The sequence below is a fragment of the Neobacillus sp. CF12 genome, from assembly GCF_030348765.1.
GTDB lineage: Bacteria > Bacillota > Bacilli > Bacillales > Cytobacillaceae > Neobacillus.
Map to the genome: position 1 here is coordinate 5,448,663 of NZ_JAUCEU010000007.1, position 18,720 is coordinate 5,467,382.

Annotated in this window: 19 protein-coding genes; 18 read left to right on the forward strand and 1 reads right to left on the reverse strand. The window is 36.9% G+C overall.

The features are described 5' to 3' along the window. Positions 1-25 precede the first annotated feature (25 nt). The 15 genes from QUG14_RS26050 (at position 26) to QUG14_RS26120 (ending at position 15,058) form a co-directional block, all read left to right on the forward strand. Positions 26-1,243: an MFS transporter gene (locus tag QUG14_RS26050; protein WP_289343373.1), complete on the forward strand. Its 1,218-nt coding sequence runs from the start codon at positions 26-28 to the stop codon at positions 1,241-1,243. Positions 1,244-1,404: 161 nt separating this feature from the next. Then, positions 1,405-3,522 carry a peptidoglycan D,D-transpeptidase FtsI family protein gene (locus QUG14_RS26055; RefSeq protein ID WP_289343374.1) on the forward strand — a complete coding sequence of 706 codons (2,118 nt, stop codon included), beginning with the start codon at positions 1,405-1,407 and terminating at the stop codon, positions 3,520-3,522. Positions 3,523-3,747: 225 nt separating this feature from the next. Next, positions 3,748-4,710 (forward strand): PstS family phosphate ABC transporter substrate-binding protein, encoded by a 963-nt coding sequence (locus QUG14_RS26060; RefSeq protein ID WP_289343375.1) that lies wholly within the window; start codon positions 3,748-3,750, stop codon positions 4,708-4,710. Positions 4,711-4,771: 61 nt separating this feature from the next. Beyond that, positions 4,772-5,737: a phosphate ABC transporter permease subunit PstC gene (gene pstC, locus QUG14_RS26065; RefSeq protein WP_289343376.1), complete on the forward strand. Its 966-nt coding sequence runs from the start codon at positions 4,772-4,774 to the stop codon at positions 5,735-5,737. Then, positions 5,737-6,615: a phosphate ABC transporter permease PstA gene (gene pstA / locus QUG14_RS26070; RefSeq protein WP_289343377.1), complete on the forward strand. Its 879-nt coding sequence runs from the start codon at positions 5,737-5,739 to the stop codon at positions 6,613-6,615. The genes pstC and pstA overlap by 1 nt, the downstream gene beginning before the upstream one ends. Before the next feature lie 25 nt (positions 6,616-6,640). Next, positions 6,641-7,441 (forward strand): phosphate ABC transporter ATP-binding protein PstB, encoded by an 801-nt coding sequence (gene pstB, locus QUG14_RS26075; RefSeq protein ID WP_289343378.1) that lies wholly within the window; start codon positions 6,641-6,643, stop codon positions 7,439-7,441. A gap of 12 nt (positions 7,442-7,453) precedes the next feature. Beyond that, a complete protein-coding gene (phoU, locus tag QUG14_RS26080) occupies positions 7,454-8,113 on the forward strand; it encodes a phosphate signaling complex protein PhoU (RefSeq protein WP_289343379.1) in 660 nt (219 codons plus the stop codon). Between the two features lie 209 nt (positions 8,114-8,322). Beyond that, positions 8,323-9,006: a DUF4912 domain-containing protein gene (locus QUG14_RS26085; RefSeq protein WP_289343380.1), complete on the forward strand. Its 684-nt coding sequence runs from the start codon at positions 8,323-8,325 to the stop codon at positions 9,004-9,006. Further along, positions 8,999-10,237: a glycosyltransferase family 4 protein gene (locus tag QUG14_RS26090; RefSeq protein WP_289343381.1), complete on the forward strand. Its 1,239-nt coding sequence runs from the start codon at positions 8,999-9,001 to the stop codon at positions 10,235-10,237. Before QUG14_RS26085 ends, QUG14_RS26090 begins: the two co-directional genes overlap by 8 nt. 273 nt (positions 10,238-10,510) lie before the next feature. Next, positions 10,511-10,660, forward strand: a complete 150-nt coding sequence (gene rpmG, locus QUG14_RS26095) for a 50S ribosomal protein L33 (protein ID WP_015594975.1) — start codon at positions 10,511-10,513, stop codon at positions 10,658-10,660. Between the two features lie 58 nt (positions 10,661-10,718). Next, positions 10,719-11,285 carry a 5-formyltetrahydrofolate cyclo-ligase gene (locus QUG14_RS26100; RefSeq protein WP_289343382.1) on the forward strand — a complete coding sequence of 189 codons (567 nt, stop codon included), beginning with the start codon at positions 10,719-10,721 and terminating at the stop codon, positions 11,283-11,285. Then, positions 11,282-12,067, forward strand: coding sequence for a DUF92 domain-containing protein (locus QUG14_RS26105; RefSeq protein ID WP_289343383.1), 786 nt, complete (start codon positions 11,282-11,284; stop codon positions 12,065-12,067). Before QUG14_RS26100 ends, QUG14_RS26105 begins: the two co-directional genes overlap by 4 nt. A gap of 86 nt (positions 12,068-12,153) precedes the next feature. Further along, complete coding sequence (locus QUG14_RS26110) at positions 12,154-13,104, forward strand: L-lactate dehydrogenase (RefSeq protein WP_289344237.1); 951 nt, start codon at positions 12,154-12,156, stop codon at positions 13,102-13,104. A gap of 53 nt (positions 13,105-13,157) precedes the next feature. Further along, a complete protein-coding gene (locus QUG14_RS26115) occupies positions 13,158-13,364 on the forward strand; it encodes a hypothetical protein (protein WP_289343384.1) in 207 nt (68 codons plus the stop codon). 125 nt (positions 13,365-13,489) lie between these two features. Then, positions 13,490-15,058: a rhomboid family intramembrane serine protease gene (locus QUG14_RS26120; RefSeq protein ID WP_483310760.1), complete on the forward strand. Its 1,569-nt coding sequence runs from the start codon at positions 13,490-13,492 to the stop codon at positions 15,056-15,058. Here the strand turns inward: QUG14_RS26120 and QUG14_RS26125 are convergent. After that, positions 15,021-15,854 (reverse strand): hypothetical protein, encoded by an 834-nt coding sequence (locus QUG14_RS26125; RefSeq protein ID WP_289343386.1) that lies wholly within the window; start codon positions 15,852-15,854, stop codon positions 15,021-15,023. The two genes, QUG14_RS26120 and QUG14_RS26125, sit on opposite strands and share 38 nt — an antisense overlap. Before the next feature lie 185 nt (positions 15,855-16,039). Here QUG14_RS26125 and QUG14_RS26130 point away from each other — a divergent pair, with 185 nt between their 5' ends. The 3 genes from QUG14_RS26130 (at position 16,040) to QUG14_RS26140 (ending at position 18,531) form a co-directional block, all read left to right on the forward strand. After that, a complete protein-coding gene (locus QUG14_RS26130; protein ID WP_289343387.1) occupies positions 16,040-16,261 on the forward strand; it encodes a YqgQ family protein in 222 nt (73 codons plus the stop codon). Positions 16,262-16,266: 5 nt separating this feature from the next. Further along, positions 16,267-17,241, forward strand: coding sequence for an ROK family glucokinase (locus QUG14_RS26135; protein WP_289343388.1), 975 nt, complete (start codon positions 16,267-16,269; stop codon positions 17,239-17,241). A 102-nt stretch (positions 17,242-17,343) separates the two neighbouring features. After that, positions 17,344-18,531: a M14 family metallopeptidase gene (locus tag QUG14_RS26140; RefSeq protein ID WP_289343389.1), complete on the forward strand. Its 1,188-nt coding sequence runs from the start codon at positions 17,344-17,346 to the stop codon at positions 18,529-18,531. Positions 18,532-18,720 lie beyond the last annotated feature (189 nt).

The following is an 18,720-nucleotide window of genomic DNA, read 5'->3' on the forward strand; positions in this document are numbered from 1 at the left end:
ACCCTTATCACAAAGGGGAGTTTTTATGGCGAAAAAATTTAGTTTTTTAGGTGACGTAAAATTAACAAAGGATTTATCCCTGCTTTTACTCATTGGAGGGTTATATTCATTAAGTGTTGCACTATCAAATACTTTTGTGAATATCTATTTGTGGAAACAAACAGGTGAATATTCTGATCTTGCTCTTTATAATCTTTCAATTGTCGTTATACAGCCTTTAACTTTTATCTTAGCGGGGAGATGGGCAAAGAAAATTGACCGAGTGAAAGTGTTAAGATTAGGTGTCAGTTTTCTAGCAATATTCTACCTAATGGTGTTAATAACTGGAAAAAATGCATCAACCTATTTATTACTGTTAGGAAGTCTGCTGGGAATTGGGTATGGGTTTTATTGGCTCGCCTATAATGTATTAACCTTTGAAATAACCGAGCCTGAAACGAGAGATTTTTTTAATGGCTTTTTAGGAATCTTATCCTCAACAGGCGGAATGATTGGACCAATTGCGGCTGGATTTATTATTACTCGTTTTGAAAAGTTCGCAGGGTATTCGCTTGTGTTTGGGATTTCTTTATCCCTATTTGCACTCGCTGTTATCCTGAGTTTTTCATTGAAACCACGCCCTGCAAGTGGAAAGTACTGCTTTACCCGGATACTGAAAGAAAGAAAGCAAAATGAAAATTGGCGCCTGATAACAAATGCGAATTTTTTCCAGGGTCTTAGAGAAGGAACGTTCTTATTTATTATCTCGGTACTTGTCTACATTTCGACTGGGAGTGAACTTGCTTTAGGAACGTTTGGACTTATAAATTCCGGAATCTCCTTTATAGCCTATTTTGCAGCATCCCGGTTAATTAAAAAAAACAAGCGAAAAAAGGCCATCCTTCTAGGTGGTATCATCCTTTATTTAGCTGTTTTAATAATCGTCTGGGATGTTAATTATGTAAAACTATTAATTTACGCAGCCATGATTGCGGTTGCCTATCCCATTTTGTTAGTGCCATATATGTCAACTACATATGATGTAATCGGAACTGCTTGGAAAGCGGCAGAAATGAGAATAGAGTATATTGTGGTACGGGAGATTTTTATTAATCTGGGAAGAATCGTTTCGATTTTGTCTTTCTTAGCGGCAGTAACTTGGTTTGATGAGAAGCAAAGTATTCCAATTCTACTTTTATTTCTCGGAGCAGGACATTCATTAATATATTTGTTTATAAGACGAGTCCAATTGCCTACTATGTAGTGCGATGAGTAATTCATATTACTCATCGCATTTTTTTATTACTATGGTATTTTGTGTACTGTGTTGATTGATGTCAATTGGTAAGAGTTTTTCGTAGAAACATATGGTGATTTCGGCTAGAATATAGATTATGATGTCGTTTAGGACAAGGAAGTGGAGAAATGGTTATAAATAAGAAAAAAAAGCCGCATGTCACTTTTCGGTTGAACATGCTATTCTTCGTTATATTTTTACTATTTTCAATCTTAATTCTACGTTTAGGTTTAGTTCAGATTGTTTATGGGGAAGATTTTAAACGTGAAATAGAGAGGACGGAAGATATAACGGTAAATAACCCAGTGCCTCGGGGGAAAATGTTTGATCGTAATGGAAAAATTATTGTTGATAATACACCGTTGAATGCAATCACTTACACGAAGTTTCAGGATACAACCCAAGAAGAAATGCTTGAAACTGCTGAACGCTTGGCAAAACTAATTAATAAAGATACATCAAAAGTCCGGGAACGGGATAAAAAGGATTACTGGTTACTAAAAAATCCTGAGAAAGCGAAAGAAAAAATCACTGAAAAAGAATGGTCTTTATACGACCAAGACGAATTGGACGATAAAGAAATATACAACCTTCAGCTAGAAAGAATTAAGAAAAAAGACCTTGCTAGCTTAACACCACAAGATTTAGAAACCTTAGCGATTTTCAGGGAATTTAACAGTGGTTATGCATTAACCCAGCAAATTGTAAAAAACGAAAATGTCACTCCCGAAGAGTTCGCCGTTGTTAGTGAAAATCTAGAAGATTTGCCTGGCGTTGATACTACTACGGATTGGGAACGATATTATGCATTTGGAAATACATTAAAAACCGTACTTGGAAATGTAACATCTTCTGATGAAGGCTTGCCGAAGGATAAACTAGAGGAATATCTTGCTCGTGATTATAGTCGAAATGACCGAGTAGGTAAAAGCTATATTGAGCTGCAGTATGAAGATGTCTTGCATGGGCAAAAGGGCAAAGTGAAAAATGTAACCGATAAAGCCGGTAAAATCTTATCGACTGAAGTGGTTTCAGAGGGTCAGCGAGGTAAAGACCTTGTCCTAACGATTGATATGGCTCTTCAACTTGAAATAGAAAAAATTATTGAAGAAGAGCTTTGGAATGCGAAGAAAAATCCTAAGTCTGCGTTATTAGACCGGGCCTTTGTTGTTCTTATGGATCCTCACACGGGAGAAATATTAACAATGGCCGGAAAGCAAATTGCAAGAAACGCTGAGACGAATAAACAAGAAATGAAAGACTTTGCACTAGGGAATATAACTACCTCTTATGAAGTCGGATCTGTTGTCAAAGGAGCCACAATTTTAACGGGATATAATACAGGGGCAATTAAGCCGGGTTCAACTCAATATGACTCACCGTTATTAATAAAGGGTACAAACCCTAAGTCTTCATGGAAGAACTTCGGAAATATTAATGACTTAAGAGCACTGCAAATATCCTCAAACGTTTATATGTGGAAAACTGTAATTGAAATGGCCAATGGGACATATTCACCGAATAAGTCGCTCCCATTAGACTTAAGTGCCTTTGACACGATACGACAATCCTTTAGCCAATTTGGTCTAGGAGTAAAAACCGGAATTGACCTTCCAAATGAGGGTACCGGTTATATTGGTCCAGTGAAACAGTCTGGTTTGCTGCTTGACTTGGTGATAGGTCAGTATGATACCTATACCGTTATGCAATTAGCGCAATATATTTCAACGATTGCAAATGGCGGATTCCGAGTTCAGCCGCATATTGTAAAGGAAATTCGTGAACCAGTGCTCGAGAGCAATGAATTAGGTCCAGTATTTCAGGAAATTGAACCAACAATATTAAATCGAATTGATGGTAAAGATGAATGGATTGATCGAGTACAAGAAGGCTTTAGAATGGTTATGCAGGTAGGGGATGGTACCGGTGTTAGTACTTTTAAGGGGGCTGAGTACAATCCTGCAGGTAAAACAGGAACTGCCCAAGCACCATACGATGGCCCAGAACGTAAGAAATTTGAGAAATCACCTGAAGTTATGAACTTGAGTCTGATTAGCTATGCTCCATTTGAGAATCCTGAGATTGCTATGGCCGTTTTAGTTCCATGGGCATACCAAGGAAACAGTGGGCCAGGTACAGCTAATATAATTGGTAAAAGAGTATTGGACACCTACTTTAATCTACAAAAACAAGATCAAAGTGTTGAAACGAATGATGTTTCAGATACACAACAAAATACTCAATAAATGAGGTTTGAACACCTGTTTCCGCATGGAGACAGGTGTTTTTTTATTAAAGCTTGCATAAGATAACATTAGTACAAATTTATTTATGATTTACAAAAGTCATACATAGATTTACAAAACCTTTACAATTCATTAAAACAAGCTTTACAGAAGGAGTTTATTATTAATCTTGTAAGGAAAACAAACACGTAAAAACAAACCAAATTTCGTAGGGGGAATTAAGTAATGAAAAGCTTTAAGAAATTAGCACTAACAGCAATGATGACTGGTGTGCTAGCAATTACAGCCGCTTGTGGTGCACAGGGTACTGAAGGCAACAAAGAACAAGCTGGCGAAGAAGTAAAGCAACTTCAAGGTGAAATTAAAATAGACGGTTCATCTACAGTTTTCCCAATTATGGAAGCAGTTGTTGAAGAATATGGAATGATACAACCTAATGTTAAAGTTCCTGTTGGATCATCTGGAACTGGAGGCGGTTTTGAAGCATTTATTGCTGGTGAAACTGAACTAAGCAATGCTTCTCGTCCAATTAAAGATGAAGAAAAAGCAGCACTTGAAGAAAAAGGTATTGAATATACAGAAGTGAAATTAGCATTTGACGGACTCTCAGTAGTAGTAAATAAAGACAATGATTGGGTAGAAAGCTTAACAATCGAAGACTTACAGAAAATTTGGATTGAAGACGGAACAACGAAAAAATGGTCTGATATCAATCCAGATTGGCCAGAAGAAGAAATCAAATTATACTCTCCTGGTACAGATTCAGGAACCTTCGACTACTTCGATGAAGTAATTCTTGATGGAAAACCAATCGTTGAAAAAGCAACTCTTTCTGAGGACGACAATACATTAGTACAAGGTGTTCAAGGTGACAAGAATGCAATTGGTTACTTTGGTTATGCTTACTATGCAGAAAACAAAGATACTTTGAAAATCGTTCCAATTGATGGCGGAGACGGTCCTGTTGAGCCAACCAATGAAACAATTGAATCTGGGGAATACGCTCCACTCTCACGTCCATTATTCACTTATGTGAAGAACTCTGCTATTAAAGAACAAGAAGAAGTGTATGATTTCATGAAGTTCCTTTTAGAAAATGCTGCAACATTATCTGAAGATGTTGGATATGTACAATTACCTGAAGAAGAGTATACAAAGCAATTAGAAACATTAGAAACTCTTAAGTAAAGTTTAGAATAATTTTATAGGTGAGAAGCGCGATAAATGTGCTTCTCATCTTGTCATTGGAATGAAAGGGGTTTTCAATTTGACTACTCAAAACACCAATTCTTTCTCTGTTCAGAAAATGATACAAGAGAAGAAAAAAAGGAAGAGCGCTGGCGGAATTACTGAAAAAATCATGCCATATATTTTATTCCTTGCAGCGGCTGTTTCTGTTTTGACTACAATTGGCATTGTTCTTACGCTCATATTTGAAACATTTTTGTTTTTCGATGCAGTGTCGATTAAGGAGTTTTTCACCGCTAAAAAGTGGTATCCTTTTTCCGATACTAATGGATCATTCGGTATTCTGCCGTTAGTAATGGGAACGCTAAAGGTAACTGTAATTGCTGCTATTGTTGCTGTTCCAATCGGATTAGCTTCAGCCATTTATTTGAGTGAGTATGCATCAGACCGAGCTCGCAGAATTATTAAACCGATATTAGAAGTTTTAGCTGGAATCCCAACAATTGTTTATGGATTTTTTGCACTAACTTTTGTTACTCCTATATTACGTGAAATTATACCGTCCCTTGAAATTTTTAATGCGTTAAGCCCTGGTATTGTAATTGGAATCATGATAACACCGATGATTGCTTCTCTTTCAGAGGATGCGATGACTTCAGTTCCTAATGCAATGCGTGAAGGTGCACTTGCACTTGGGTCGACTAAATTTGAAGTAGCCATTAAAGTCGTCCTGCCGGCTGCTATCTCTGGAATTATTGCCTCTATTGTATTAGGGGTCTCGCGAGCAATCGGCGAAACAATGATTGTAGCAGTGGCTGGTGGATCAACGCCGAATCTTGAATGGAATTTGACTGGCTCGATTCAAACGATGACTGCATATATTGTCCAAGTCAGCCAAGGTGATGCTGGTTATGGTACGACGATCTACTATAGTATTTATGCAGTAGGTATGACATTATTTGTATTTACATTGGTGATGAATTTATTAGCTCAATATATCACCCGTCGTTTTAGGGAGGAATATTAATGAATTTAATTAATCACGAATCCGTTGTAAAGCGGATGAAATCAAGATTATCTAAAAATTCAATTTCAAAGTGGATATTTTTTGCTTTAACCATGTTTGTTTTATTAATATTAGGAGTATTATTATATCGGATATTCTCTCAAGGACTTGGCTATTTAGATTTGCAATTTCTACAAAGTCTTCCTTCAAGGAAGCCTGAAAATGCAGGTGTTTATGCTGCGTTAATTGGAACCATTTGGCTAATGGCTGTTGTGGCACCTGTTTCATTACTACTAGGTGTGGGTACTGCCATCTATCTCGAGGAATATGCAAAAGATAATGCGATAACAAATTTTATTAAAGTGAATATTTCTAATCTTGCAGGTGTCCCGTCTATTGTTTTCGGATTACTTGGTTTAACTATATTCGTACGTGCCTTAGCACTTGGGACAAGTGTCTTGGCTGCAGGACTTACCATGAGTTTACTTGTTTTGCCAGTCATTATTGTAGCTTCACAAGAAGCTATTCGTGCAGTGCCTAATCAATTAAGAGAGGCTTCATTTGGATTAGGGGCTACAAAATGGCAGACCATTGTTCGAATTGTTCTTCCTGCTGCAATTCCAGGAATACTTACTGGCGGAATTTTGGCTCTTTCCCGTGCAATCGGAGAAACAGCACCGCTTGTTGTCCTTGGAATGCCTTTATTCCTTGCATTTTTACCAAGAACATTTTTAGATAGTATGACCGTATTACCGTTACAAATTTACAATTGGACAGGTCGTCCTCAAGTTGAGTTTCATGCTTTAGCTGCCGCAGGTATTATCGTTTTACTTGTGATGTTAATTATCATGAATTCAATCGCTGTTTTAATTCGAAATAAATTTCAGAAAAGATATTAAGGCTAGGATAGGGAGGCAAACTACAATGGAAACAACAACAGCCACTGCAAAAATTATTAATCCACAAGAAAAACAAATTGTATATAAAACAAGCGACTTAGATTTATGGTACGGTGATAATCAAGCGCTAAAGAAAATAAACCTAGATATTATGGAAAATGAAGTTACTGCTATTATTGGCCCCTCAGGATGTGGAAAATCAACATATATTAAGACATTAAATCGTATGATTGAACTAGTTCCAGGTGTTAGAACTTCAGGTGAAATTCTCTATCGTGGAAAAAATATCCTCGATAAGTCTTACCAGGTAGAAGAATTACGAACAAAGGTTGGAATGGTGTTCCAAAAGCCAAATCCATTTCCAAAATCAATCTATGAAAATGTGGCTTATGGTCCAAAAATACATGGTATTCGCGATAAAAAAATCTTAGATCAAATTGTCGAAAAAAGTTTAAGAGGAGCGGCCATTTGGGATGAAGTAAAAGACCGTCTAAATCAAAATGCATACGGATTATCTGGGGGGCAGCAGCAGCGCCTTTGTATCGCCCGCTGTTTGGCGATTGAACCGGATGTTATCTTAATGGATGAACCGACGTCAGCACTAGATCCTATTTCAACATTAAAAGTTGAAGAACTAGTCCAAGAATTAAAGAAGGAATTTAGTATTATTATCGTTACCCATAACATGCAGCAGGCGGCACGTATATCTAAGAAAACTGCTTTCTTTTTAAATGGAGAAGTGATAGAATTTTCAGAAACTAATAAAATCTTCTCAACTCCGGAAGATAAGAGAACTGAGGACTATATTACAGGAAGATTTGGATGATGAGGTGAAGAGATGAGTACGAGATCAAAATTTGATAGTAAATTAATGGATTTAAAAGAAAAGCTCCTAGAAATGGAAAGTTTAGCGGAGACGGCCGTTCGTGATTCTCTAAGTGCCCTTATTAATCATGATATTGAAAAAGCTAATCGGGTCATTGCTGGTGATGATAAAATTGACGAATTAGAACATTTAATTCATGATAGGGCACTGCTTTTGATTGCAAGAGAATCGCCCGTAGCCAAAGATTTGAGAACGCTCAATGTCGCACTCAAGGTCTCATCTGAAGTAGAACGTATGGCTGATATGGCGGTTAATATTGCAAAAGCTACCTTGCATATCGGTAATGAAAAGCATTTCAAAGAAATCTTGGATATTCCGAAAATGATGGATCAGGCACTTGAAATGGTATCAATGTCAATTAAGGCATATGTAGACGAAGATGTAATGCTAGCACAAAAATGTGCTGAAAAAGATGACGAAGTGGATAAAATGTTCGGCAAACTGGTTCATGAACTAATCAGCATGGTACCAGAGAATCCGAATGCTACAAACCAAATTATCCAACTTTCTTTTGTTTGCCGGTTTATCGAAAGAATTGCGGATCATTCAACAAACATTGCTGAGAATGTAATTTATCTAGTAACAGGGAAAACGTTCAACCTAAATGAGTAAAAATAAATAATTCAAAAAAAGATGAGACCTATCAATGATGTCTCATCTTTTTTTTGATGCTAAGTAAATTGTCTTATTATGGTGAAGCAAAATACGACAAAATACGTTTATTGTACAGTTTGTTTACTGATGTTACCATTAATAGTGTCTAGTAAGAATATTTAGATTATTTTTGCATATAGTATTATTTGCGGAAACGGAGGATAACAATGATTGAAGAAATTATTAAACTAAGAGAGGATGGTTTATCATTCCGAAAAATCGCCTCGCAATTAAATACAACGATTGGAAGAGTACAATATAGATGGAATAAATATATCAATACTCAGGAAAACACTAGAGAAGACATCATTGTTGAAGTGAAGACGCGTGAGGCAGACATATTAGTAGAACCGCCAACTATTGATCTTAATTCGATAAAGGGTGAACTCCAAGTTAAACTTGTAACTCCACAGAAAGTAATCGTATATTGGGAAGCATCTAAACTTCCTAAGAAAGTCGTATCATTATTTTATAATAAACCGATTGAGGAATTGGTTCATATCATTAGAATTTATGATGTTACTGATATGATATTCAATGGGAAAAATGCTCATCATTTCTATGATATTACGGTTCCATACCATAAAGGTTATTGGTTTATTAAAGGATTGACAGCGAGTCGGAGCTACTTAGCCGAGTTAGGCGTTAAATATAACGAAACAGATTTTTGTCCATTCCTTCGCTCAAACTCAGTTCAAACTCCGAAAATAGGAGGGAATAGGGGAAGTGAGATTTACAATAATTTAATCCACGCCCAACAAATTGATGATTTTTCACCTAAATGGATTGACCATGTCAGTACATACAGTTACTATGAAGAATCAAAAAATATGGAGCAAAAAAATGGATGATCGATTAAAGATCGAAATGAAACATAATCATTCTTCCCAATGGCAATTAAAAATTCTTATTTTAACCTGGGAGTACCCTCCAAATCTTGTTGGTGGGCTCTCGAGGCATGTCCAGGGCCTTTCTGAACATTTATCCCAACTTGGCCACCAGGTACATGTTGTCACAGCAGGGAATGGCGGTCTCCCTATGTTTGAAAAAATTAATGGTGTTTATGTCCATCGTGTTACTCCTCTAAACAATCAGGACGATAATTTTCTCACTTGGATAGCTGGTCTGAATTTAGCAATGAGTTTTAGGGTTATAAAAATTGCCGAGGAGATAAAGTTTGATATCGTTCATGCCCACGATTGGCTTGTAGGGGCTGCAGCAATTTCGTTAAAAGAAGAACTGTCTATTCCCTTATTAACGACGATTCATGCTACGGAACATGGCAGGAATAATGGTATTCATACTGAAATACAACGCTTTATCCATGAAAAAGAGAGCCAGTTAATAACGCAGTCAAACCAAATAATTGTTTGTAGTCACTATATGAAAGAAGAACTTCTAACAAACTTCCATCTCCATGAGAAAAAAATGGCGATTGTTCCTAATGGTATTGAACTAAGTGAAGTTAAGGTAAATCCAAATGAAATTTTTCCATTTGTAAAGAACAGAAAGTATGTCTTTTCAGTGGGGAGAATGGTGAAGGAAAAGGGATTTGAAACGATTATAGAGGCAGCACAATTGGCAAAGGAAAGCAGAAGCGATGTTTATTTCGTTATCGCTGGCAAAGGACCAATGCTCGAAAGATACCGAAAAATGGTAAGAGAGAAACAAGTAGACCAATACGTGGCTTTTATTGGTTATGTTACGGACGAGCAAAGAAATGCCCTTCTTGTAAACAGTGAAATCGCTCTATTTCCAAGCTTATATGAACCTTTTGGAATTGTTGCTCTTGAAGCGATGATTCATGCTAAACCAACAATTGTTTCAGAAACCGGCGGGCTAAAAGGAATTATCATGGATAAGCAAACAGGCTTACTAATGGCTCCGGGAGATGCTAAGAGTCTTCTAGCTAATGTTAACTTTTTATTAAACAACCCCGTTAAGGCGAAGGAGATTGGTGAAAAAGGCAGGAAAATCGTTAAGGGACTTTATGGCTGGAAAAGAATTGCTTCACAAACAGTAAAAGTTATCGAAGATATGCTGTTAAATACACGAGCAAATGTGAATGAAAAGGCAAGATAATAGGGAGATTGGTATACCTATGTATTACTTTTTTGTCTAGCGTCAGCGCCTAGGGGCTCTCAGGTCTAAGCCAATCCGTCAAGAAGGTTAAAGAACAACCTTCTCGCCGGCTCGTCTTTTGCCTGTCGCCCCTAGGAAAAATTGAACTGCATTTTTCCCTGTTCAAGGCGCTTTTGCATTTCTTTAAAATCACACTAGCATTTCCTTTTGAAAAATGATATTATAGAAAAGTCGTATGAACGAACTAGCTTAATCGTTTGGAGGGAAATTAACATGCGTGTAAATATTACGTTAGCTTGCACTGAGTGTGGAGATCGTAACTATATTTCAACAAAAAATAAACGTAACAACCCTGATCGTCTTGAGCTTAAGAAATATTGCCCAAGAGAAAAGCGTACAACAGCACACCGTGAAACAAAATAAGCAGTAGGGCTTCCTGCTGCTTTTTTTGTTGTCAAAAAATAAGGAGAATACGACAGATATGAATGAAAAAAACTTCATACGAAATGAAATGAAAGAAAGACTTTCAAAACTATCCAAACCTTACTATGAACATTACTCCTATAAAATTGCCACTAATCTTTATAATCATGAAGACTGGCAACAGTCAAAAGTAATCGGAATCACTGTTTCGAAGGAACCAGAAGTTGATACATATCAAATCATACGAAAAGCATGGGAGTCTGGAAAAGAAGTTGTTATTCCAAAATGTCATCCAAAGAAAAAGGCGCTAACCTTCCATAAAATAACCAAGTTTTCGCAGTTAGAATCTGTTTTCTATGGATTATTCGAACCTATAATAGAACAGACGATAGAGGTAAAACCTGAAAACATTGATCTATTGATTGTACCCGGATTAGCATATACAAATGAAGGATTTCGGTTAGGCTTTGGCGGGGGATACTATGATCGCTATTTACCAGGATATAATGGGAAAACAATGGCTCTTGCCTTTCATTTCCAAGTTATATCCCAATTTGACATAGAGGAACATGATATCCCGGTCTCGAAAATTATCACAAATAACGAGGTAATAAATACAAAATGATTGAAACACTAATTGTTATCACTATTCTCATATTAGGCGGACTAGCAGGTTATAAAGAACGGTCTTTAAGTATTAGTGGCGCAATCGCTGCCGTTTTCGTGGGTATAGCTGTCTTTTTGGGGGTTGGTGTTAAAGGACTAATCCTACTGGGATTATTCTTTACAACTTCCAGCCTATGGTCAAAATACAAAAGTTCTGCAAAAGCAGAAATGGAAGAAAAGTTAGCGAAGGGATCGACTAGAGATTGGCGGCAAGTCCTAGCAAATGGTGGTTCAGCAGCATTGATAAGTATCATTTATTATTACAATCAAGACATTATTTGGCTGATTGGTTTTATTGTATGTCTTGCCAGTTCAAATTCAGATACATGGGCTTCCGAGGTTGGCTCGTTAAGTAAAACAAAACCCGTATACATACGTACCTTTAAGAGGATAGATAAAGGCACATCTGGTGCTGTTAGTTGGCTAGGAACTTTTGCTGGACTACTAGGGTCATTGTTAATTGCCCTGGTGGGTGCTTGGATATTTCAGTTGGAGGTAGATCACTTCTTTATAATTTTCTTATTTGGTTTTTTAGGAAATATCTTCGATACTGTAATAGGCGCCTATTATCAGCAGGTTTATATCTGCAGCATATGTGGAATTGAAACGGAGAAAAAAGTCCACTGTCAAACAGCAGCCAGAAGAATAAAAGGCTATCATTTAGTGGATAATGATATGGTGAATTTTTTGTCAGGATTTAGCGCTGCCATCTTAGCGATGATGGTTCTTTATTATTTTTAACATACTAGCAAAGATTAATTTTGTGAATTACTGTACAATCAATGTATAATGAATTATTACTATATCAACTATACCAAGGAGGAAATATCATGGTAAAAGTAAATAGAGTTGTTCTGGTTGGAACAGGTTTTGTTGGCTCAAGTTATGCCTTTGCTTTATTAAATCAAGGAATTACAGAGGAACTTGTACTAGTTGATTTAAATGAAGCAAAAGCTGAAGGGGATGCGATGGATTTAAATCATGGTCTGCCTTTTGCTCCTTCCCGCACGAAAATCTGGTATGGAAGCTATGCGGATTGCGATAAGGCTGACCTAGTTGTGATCACAGCTGGTGCAAATCAAAAACCAGGTGAAACTCGCTTGGACCTTGTAGAGAAGAACACGAACATTTTTAAAGGTATAGTTGAACAAATAATGGCAAGTGGTTTTGATGGTATTTTCATAGTTGCAACGAACCCAGTTGATATATTAACATATGCTGTCTGGAAATTTTCTGGTCTTCCAAAGGAACGTGTAATTGGTTCTGGAACTATTTTAGATACAGCAAGGTTCCGCTTTTTATTGGGACAGTATTATGATGTTGATACACGTAACGTTCATGCCTACATCATTGGCGAACATGGAGACACGGAACTACCAGTATGGAGCCACGCAGATATTGCTGGAATGAAAATCTCCGAATGGACAAGTAAACATGAAACGAACCAAGAAGACTTAGATAATATATTTATCAATGTCAGGGATGCTGCTTATCATATTATTGAGCGAAAAGGTGCGACATATTATGGTATTGCGATGGGGCTGGTTCGCTTAACAAAAGCGATATTGCGTGATGAAAATTCAGTTTTAACTGTCTCGGCTTATTTAGATGGTGAATATGGTCATAATGACGTTTATATTGGTGTTCCTGCTGTGGTAAATAGAAGTGGAATCAGAGAAGTGGTAGAACTTGATTTGAATAAAAAGGAAAAAGAAAAGTTCACTAACTCTGTAAACGTACTTAAACAAACCATGGACCCTGTATTAAGTAAGTACTAAATAAATGGATAAAAACAGACTTTGATTCACACAATATGGGTAGGAGGGATGATATGTCTCGTATGTTGACATCCATATTTATGATTGGGTCCATTGGCTATTTTGCATTCCGATTCAGATACCGGATTATTAACCTGTTACTCAGGTCAGGCTGGATGCGTAGAATAGCTGTAGGCTCGTTCATGAGCTTTCCAGGTGTGAAAAATAAAATGATGCAGACTGTATTTGGCGGATCTGCACAAAAACCATCTGAATGGTGAAAACCTCAGATGGTTTTTTTGTTTAATAAGATGACTTATGTTTCGTAATGATTTACCTTGATAATCGTTTATAATAATTACAACTAGTGAAAAATATCTAAGGTAGAAGTTCTATATAGAAAGTAGTGGGGGTATTGAATTATAAAGAGGATTATGTTTTTTGGAGATTGGCTAATTACTTTATTGCAGAGCAAGGGTACCGAATTATTCAATTATTTGAAAATCAAAAAGAATTATGGCTCGAGAAATTAGAAAATAATAAAAACCCGATATTACGGTTGTTACGTCAGGATTTAGACTGGAGTAACTCCATGCAAAGAGATATTGAATTTACTGCCTCAAATGGTGAAAAGATCCGAAAACAGATTGGACGTGGAGAGCTATCGGTTGTAAATATTTATATAAGTCAATTTCCTCCGGTTGATGAATACGAATATCGGCTGAAAAGTCCATATATCTTTCCAAATGGGAATAAAACGAGTGTGAGTTCAGTATTATTGACTAGAGATCAGTACGATTCAGGATTTAAAGTTTTATCAACAATACTTGAAAGGGAAGTTTCCTTCCCGATACATGACACATATTCTGAGCAAGAGGTTGTTTCTGAAAAGAAGGCAGCTTTAGATTCAGCTGTAAAAAAGGAAAAATCAGAAAGAGCAGCTTTTGCTAATGGAAGGCCTTTTTTTACATATGCTTTTATGATCATTCAGATTGCCATATTTCTTTTTTTAGAAATCCAAGGGGGAAGTACCAATAACACTACATTAATAAAATATGGAGCTAAATATAATTTTTATATTTATGACGGAGAATGGTGGCGATTCATCACACCTATCTTTCTACATATAGGTTTAATGCATTTGGCAATGAACACTTTCTCTTTGTATTATTTAGGTACGGCTATTGAAAAAATGTACGGTAGTTTCCGGTATCTAGTCATTTACCTTTTTGCTGGAGTGACTGGGGTTATTGCTAGTTTTCTATTTAGTCAAAGTGTTTCAGCAGGTGCAAGTGGGGCCATATACGGCTGCTTTGGTGCTTTGCTCTATTTTGGAATTACGTATCCAAAATTATTCTCCCGAACAATGGGTGCTAGTGTAATAGGTATCCTAGTTATTAATCTTATCATCAGCTTTACGATCCCGGGCATTGACGAAGCAGGTCATTTAGGTGGTTTAGCTGGGGGCTTTTTGGCAGCCGGAATCGTGCAGTTTCCTAAAAAGAAGAAGCCATATTTACAAACTCTATTTTTCGTTATGTCCTGTGCAATCGTTTGGGGATCATTAACCTATGCGTTTAGCGATAAGGTGAAGGCAAGGGATGAAAGTTATATATTGGTGGTTCAAGACTATGTGTATAATGAAAATTATGATGAAGCCTATAATGTTTTAAAAAGAGTTGAGAAAATCACAAAGAACCCTCCTGCCCAATTCTACTTTTCATTATCCATTGTTGAAACTAGAAAGGGCATGCTGAATGACGGAAAAGGTCATTTACAAAAAGCAATTCAACTAGAGCCCAACTTTCCTGATGCCTATTACTATTTAGCGTTAATTTGCTTGGAGGAAGGTGACTTAGAACAAGCAAAGATGAATGCAGAGAAAGCAGTAGAATTAATGCCTGAGCAAAGAGAATACTCGGAACTAGTCCAGGAAATTAATCGTCTTCTCCCATCATTTGACGGAGGAGAATAGGTTCAGCGGAACTTGTTTCAGTTAATACCAATAGATGTGTTTTATCATTTGCGATTAATATAAGCGGAAGGGTACTGCCTTTAGGGTTTTCAATGGTGCCATCTGCTTTTTTTATTCCGAGAATATAATTTTTATATAAGCCCTCCCAAAGGTTTCCTACAATCGTTCCAGTCTCTGATTTTGTAAAACCTGGTAAGGTATCCTTGGCCAGTTCATTAAATTGGCTGAGGGGAAAAGCCTGATAGTTGCTCAAATTAATCGAGAAGTGGCGCAAAGCTTTATTCCAGTTAAGTTGAAGCATTCTTTCTGTCTGTTCGTCTAATTGTTTCTTCATATTTGCTTCAACTGCTTGTGATGTAATGAAGTATAGTTGAGCCGATGACATTGCTTGCGAACTGAAAATTTGATTGTCATTTTCATGAAGCTCGGCATGATGAAAGGTAATAGCTTGTAAAAGTACACTTTCGCCCAGAGTGATTCTTTTTTCCTGATCAATTATTGCGGTATTCTGCTTCCAATTCCAAAGTTCATCGATAAGGCGTCCGTTTGCATATAATAGAGCAGCATCTTGCCTGAGATAGGCTTTCTGATCCAAAGTGGAGTGTTCCTTCCAAACGATTGTGTTAGCAGGCTTATTCATCACTGTAAGTGTGGTCTGTGCTGTTTTAAAGGTGACCTTTGGGTCAATCGGGAAATACGTAATACTTTCCTGTACTTTCGGATTTTTATACTGATGTATCGAAAAAGCTAGAATAACGAGAATAAAACCGACAAGGACCAAGTACATTTTCTTCATCTAATCCCACCTTCTATATTACTATCAGAAAAAGATAGATATATTAATGTTATATGGGGACTATTGGCTGGACATGCCAGAATCTTGTGTTTAAATTTGCTTAGCAAGAACCTCTTGAGGGAGGATAAGCGTTAGGGTATACTTTATTTGTACTGTTTCTCATTCTTAAGTAAGAGGGCTAAAACATGAAGTCAATTTATGATATTCAACAGTTTTTAAAGCAATTTGGAACGATTATTTATATTGGTGACCGAATTGCTGACCTTGAATTAATGGAGTCAGAGGTAAGAGATTTATATCAGGCTCAGCTAATTGAACCAAAAGAATACTCGACTGCGCTTTTAATTCTAAGACACGAAATTAGATTCTTAAGAGAAAAAGAAGAAAAAGAAGAAAAAGATAGGTGATTACATTGTCAGAACAATGGATAGTAGGTGTTGACCTTGGCGGGACAACAACCAAATTAGCTTTTATTAATCTGAACGGGGAAATCCTTCATAAGTGGGAGATACCTACAGATAATTCAGATGAAGGTCAAAATATTACTACAAATATTGCAAATGCAATAGATTCAAAACTAGTAGAGCTTAAGGAGCAGAAAGCTAAACTAATTGGAATTGGCATGGGTGCACCTGGACCGATAGATAATGAGAAGGGTGTTGTCTTAAATGTCGTTAACTTGGGATGGAAGGATAACTTTCCATTACAAGAAAGTCTGCATTCATTAACCGACTTGCCAGTTGAGATTGAGAACGACGCAAACTGTGCAGCATTAGGTGAAATGTGGGATGGTGCCGGCAGTGGTGCACGAGACCTAGTGTGTGTGACACTCGGAACTGGTGTAGGCGGTGGTGTAATCGCTAATGGTAATATTGTTCGCGGTATTAATGGCGCTGCTGGAGAGATAGGTCATATAACGTCTAAACCTTTTGGTGGAGCACCATGTAACTGCGGAAAGTCTGGTTGTCTTGAAACAATTGCTTCAGCAACAGGCATTGTTCGATTAGCAGAGGATGAATTTTCAAATGCAGAAGCAAAGGGGCAATTAGCCTTAATTTTTGCTGAAAATGGAAGAGTGACAGCCAAGGATGTTTTTGATTGTGCTCGTAAGGGTGATGAATTGGCTAAAAAATTAGTAGATGAAGTCGCCTTTCATCTAGGTTTTGCTCTGGCGAATATTGCTAATACCTTGAACCCTGAGAAGATTGTTCTCGGTGGTGGTGTCTCGCGTGCAGGAGATATTTTATTAGATGCAGTAAAAGAAAACTTCTCTATGTATGCATTCTCTGCGGTAAGAGAGTCTACTACCCTTGCGCTAGCGACACTAGGAAATGATGCTGGTGTTATTGGGGCGGCCTGGCTGATAAAAAATAAACTATCCATATAGGGAACTTTTTTGAAAAACCTGCTAATCTGCAGGTTTTTTGTTTTACTCATTTTCTCCGTCCATCCATCATATGATTTTTATGATGGAAGGAGGGAGAAAAATATGGAATTTCGAGTCCGTGAAGGTGACTCCTATACGTATTATAGTCAATTATTTATGATTCCACCGGAACTCATTATCGATTCAAACGAGAACGTAAATCCATCAAACTTAAAATCTGGTACAAAAATATTTATTCCAGGGTATGTTTCTGTTCCATATACAATACAAGAAGAGGATACTTTATGGAAGATTGCTAATACAAAAAATTCAACACTGGATGCCATCATGATTATAAATCAAATGCAAGATCCTAATCAACTAAAGCCAGGTGAAATCCTTTATCTTCCGGAACGCATCACAGAGGATACTGTTCATTCTAAATTACCCTATGGTTCAGGGATATTATTGAAGCAAATCAAGACTCTTAAGAAGTTATATCCCTTTATACGTCTGAATTCAATAGGTACTAGCGTTATGGGAAAGCCAATTCAAGAAATTCGAATTGGAAAGGGATTGAAAAAGGTTCATATGAATGCCTCTTTTCATGCGAATGAATGGATTACAACGATGGTTTTAATGAACCTTGTAAATCGATACCTGGTTTCACTAACGAATCGAAGTACGCTTAGAGGTATAAATGCAATTAATTTATATAATGAGACTGAACTATCCATTGTTCCAATGGTAAATCCAGACGGGGTAGACCTAGTATTAAATGGACCCCCATCAGACAAACGAGAAAAGGTTTTGATGATGAATGAAGGAAGCAATGAATTCGTACATTGGAAGGCAAATATTAGAGGAGTAGACTTAAATAATCAATACCCTGCAAATTGGGAGATTGAGCAGGAGAGGAAGGTACCAAAATCTCCTGCGCCAAGAGATTTTCCGGGTAAGTCCTCCTTATCAGAACCTGAGGCAATTGCTATGGCCGAATTAATAAAAAACAATCAATTTGATCGAATTTTAGCCTTTCATACCCAAGGAGAAGAGTTTTATTGGGGATATGAAGGTTTTGAACCTCCAGAATCGGAAATTCTAGCTAAGGAATTTGAACGGGTGAGTGGATACAAGGCGATTCGAAATGTTGATAGTCATGCAGGTTTCAAGGATTGGTTTATTCAGGAATATAAACGCCCAGGTTTTACAATCGAACTTGGGAGAGGAATAAATCCATTGCCCTTATCACAATATAAAGATATTTTCCAAAAAGTTGAGGGGATATTTCTAGCCTCACTTTATTTGTAAATAGTTATAGAGACAACTTGTAAAATGATACTGTTGACATTAAAATAAACTATTGTGTTGGTTATTTAAAAATAAAAAAAGTCGTAAGTATGCGACTTTTTTCTTATTTTTACAATGATTCTGTAAATTTTGAAACATTTTTGTTAAGAAAACGTACTAATTATTGAGTAGAAAAAAGGAGGGGAGGAG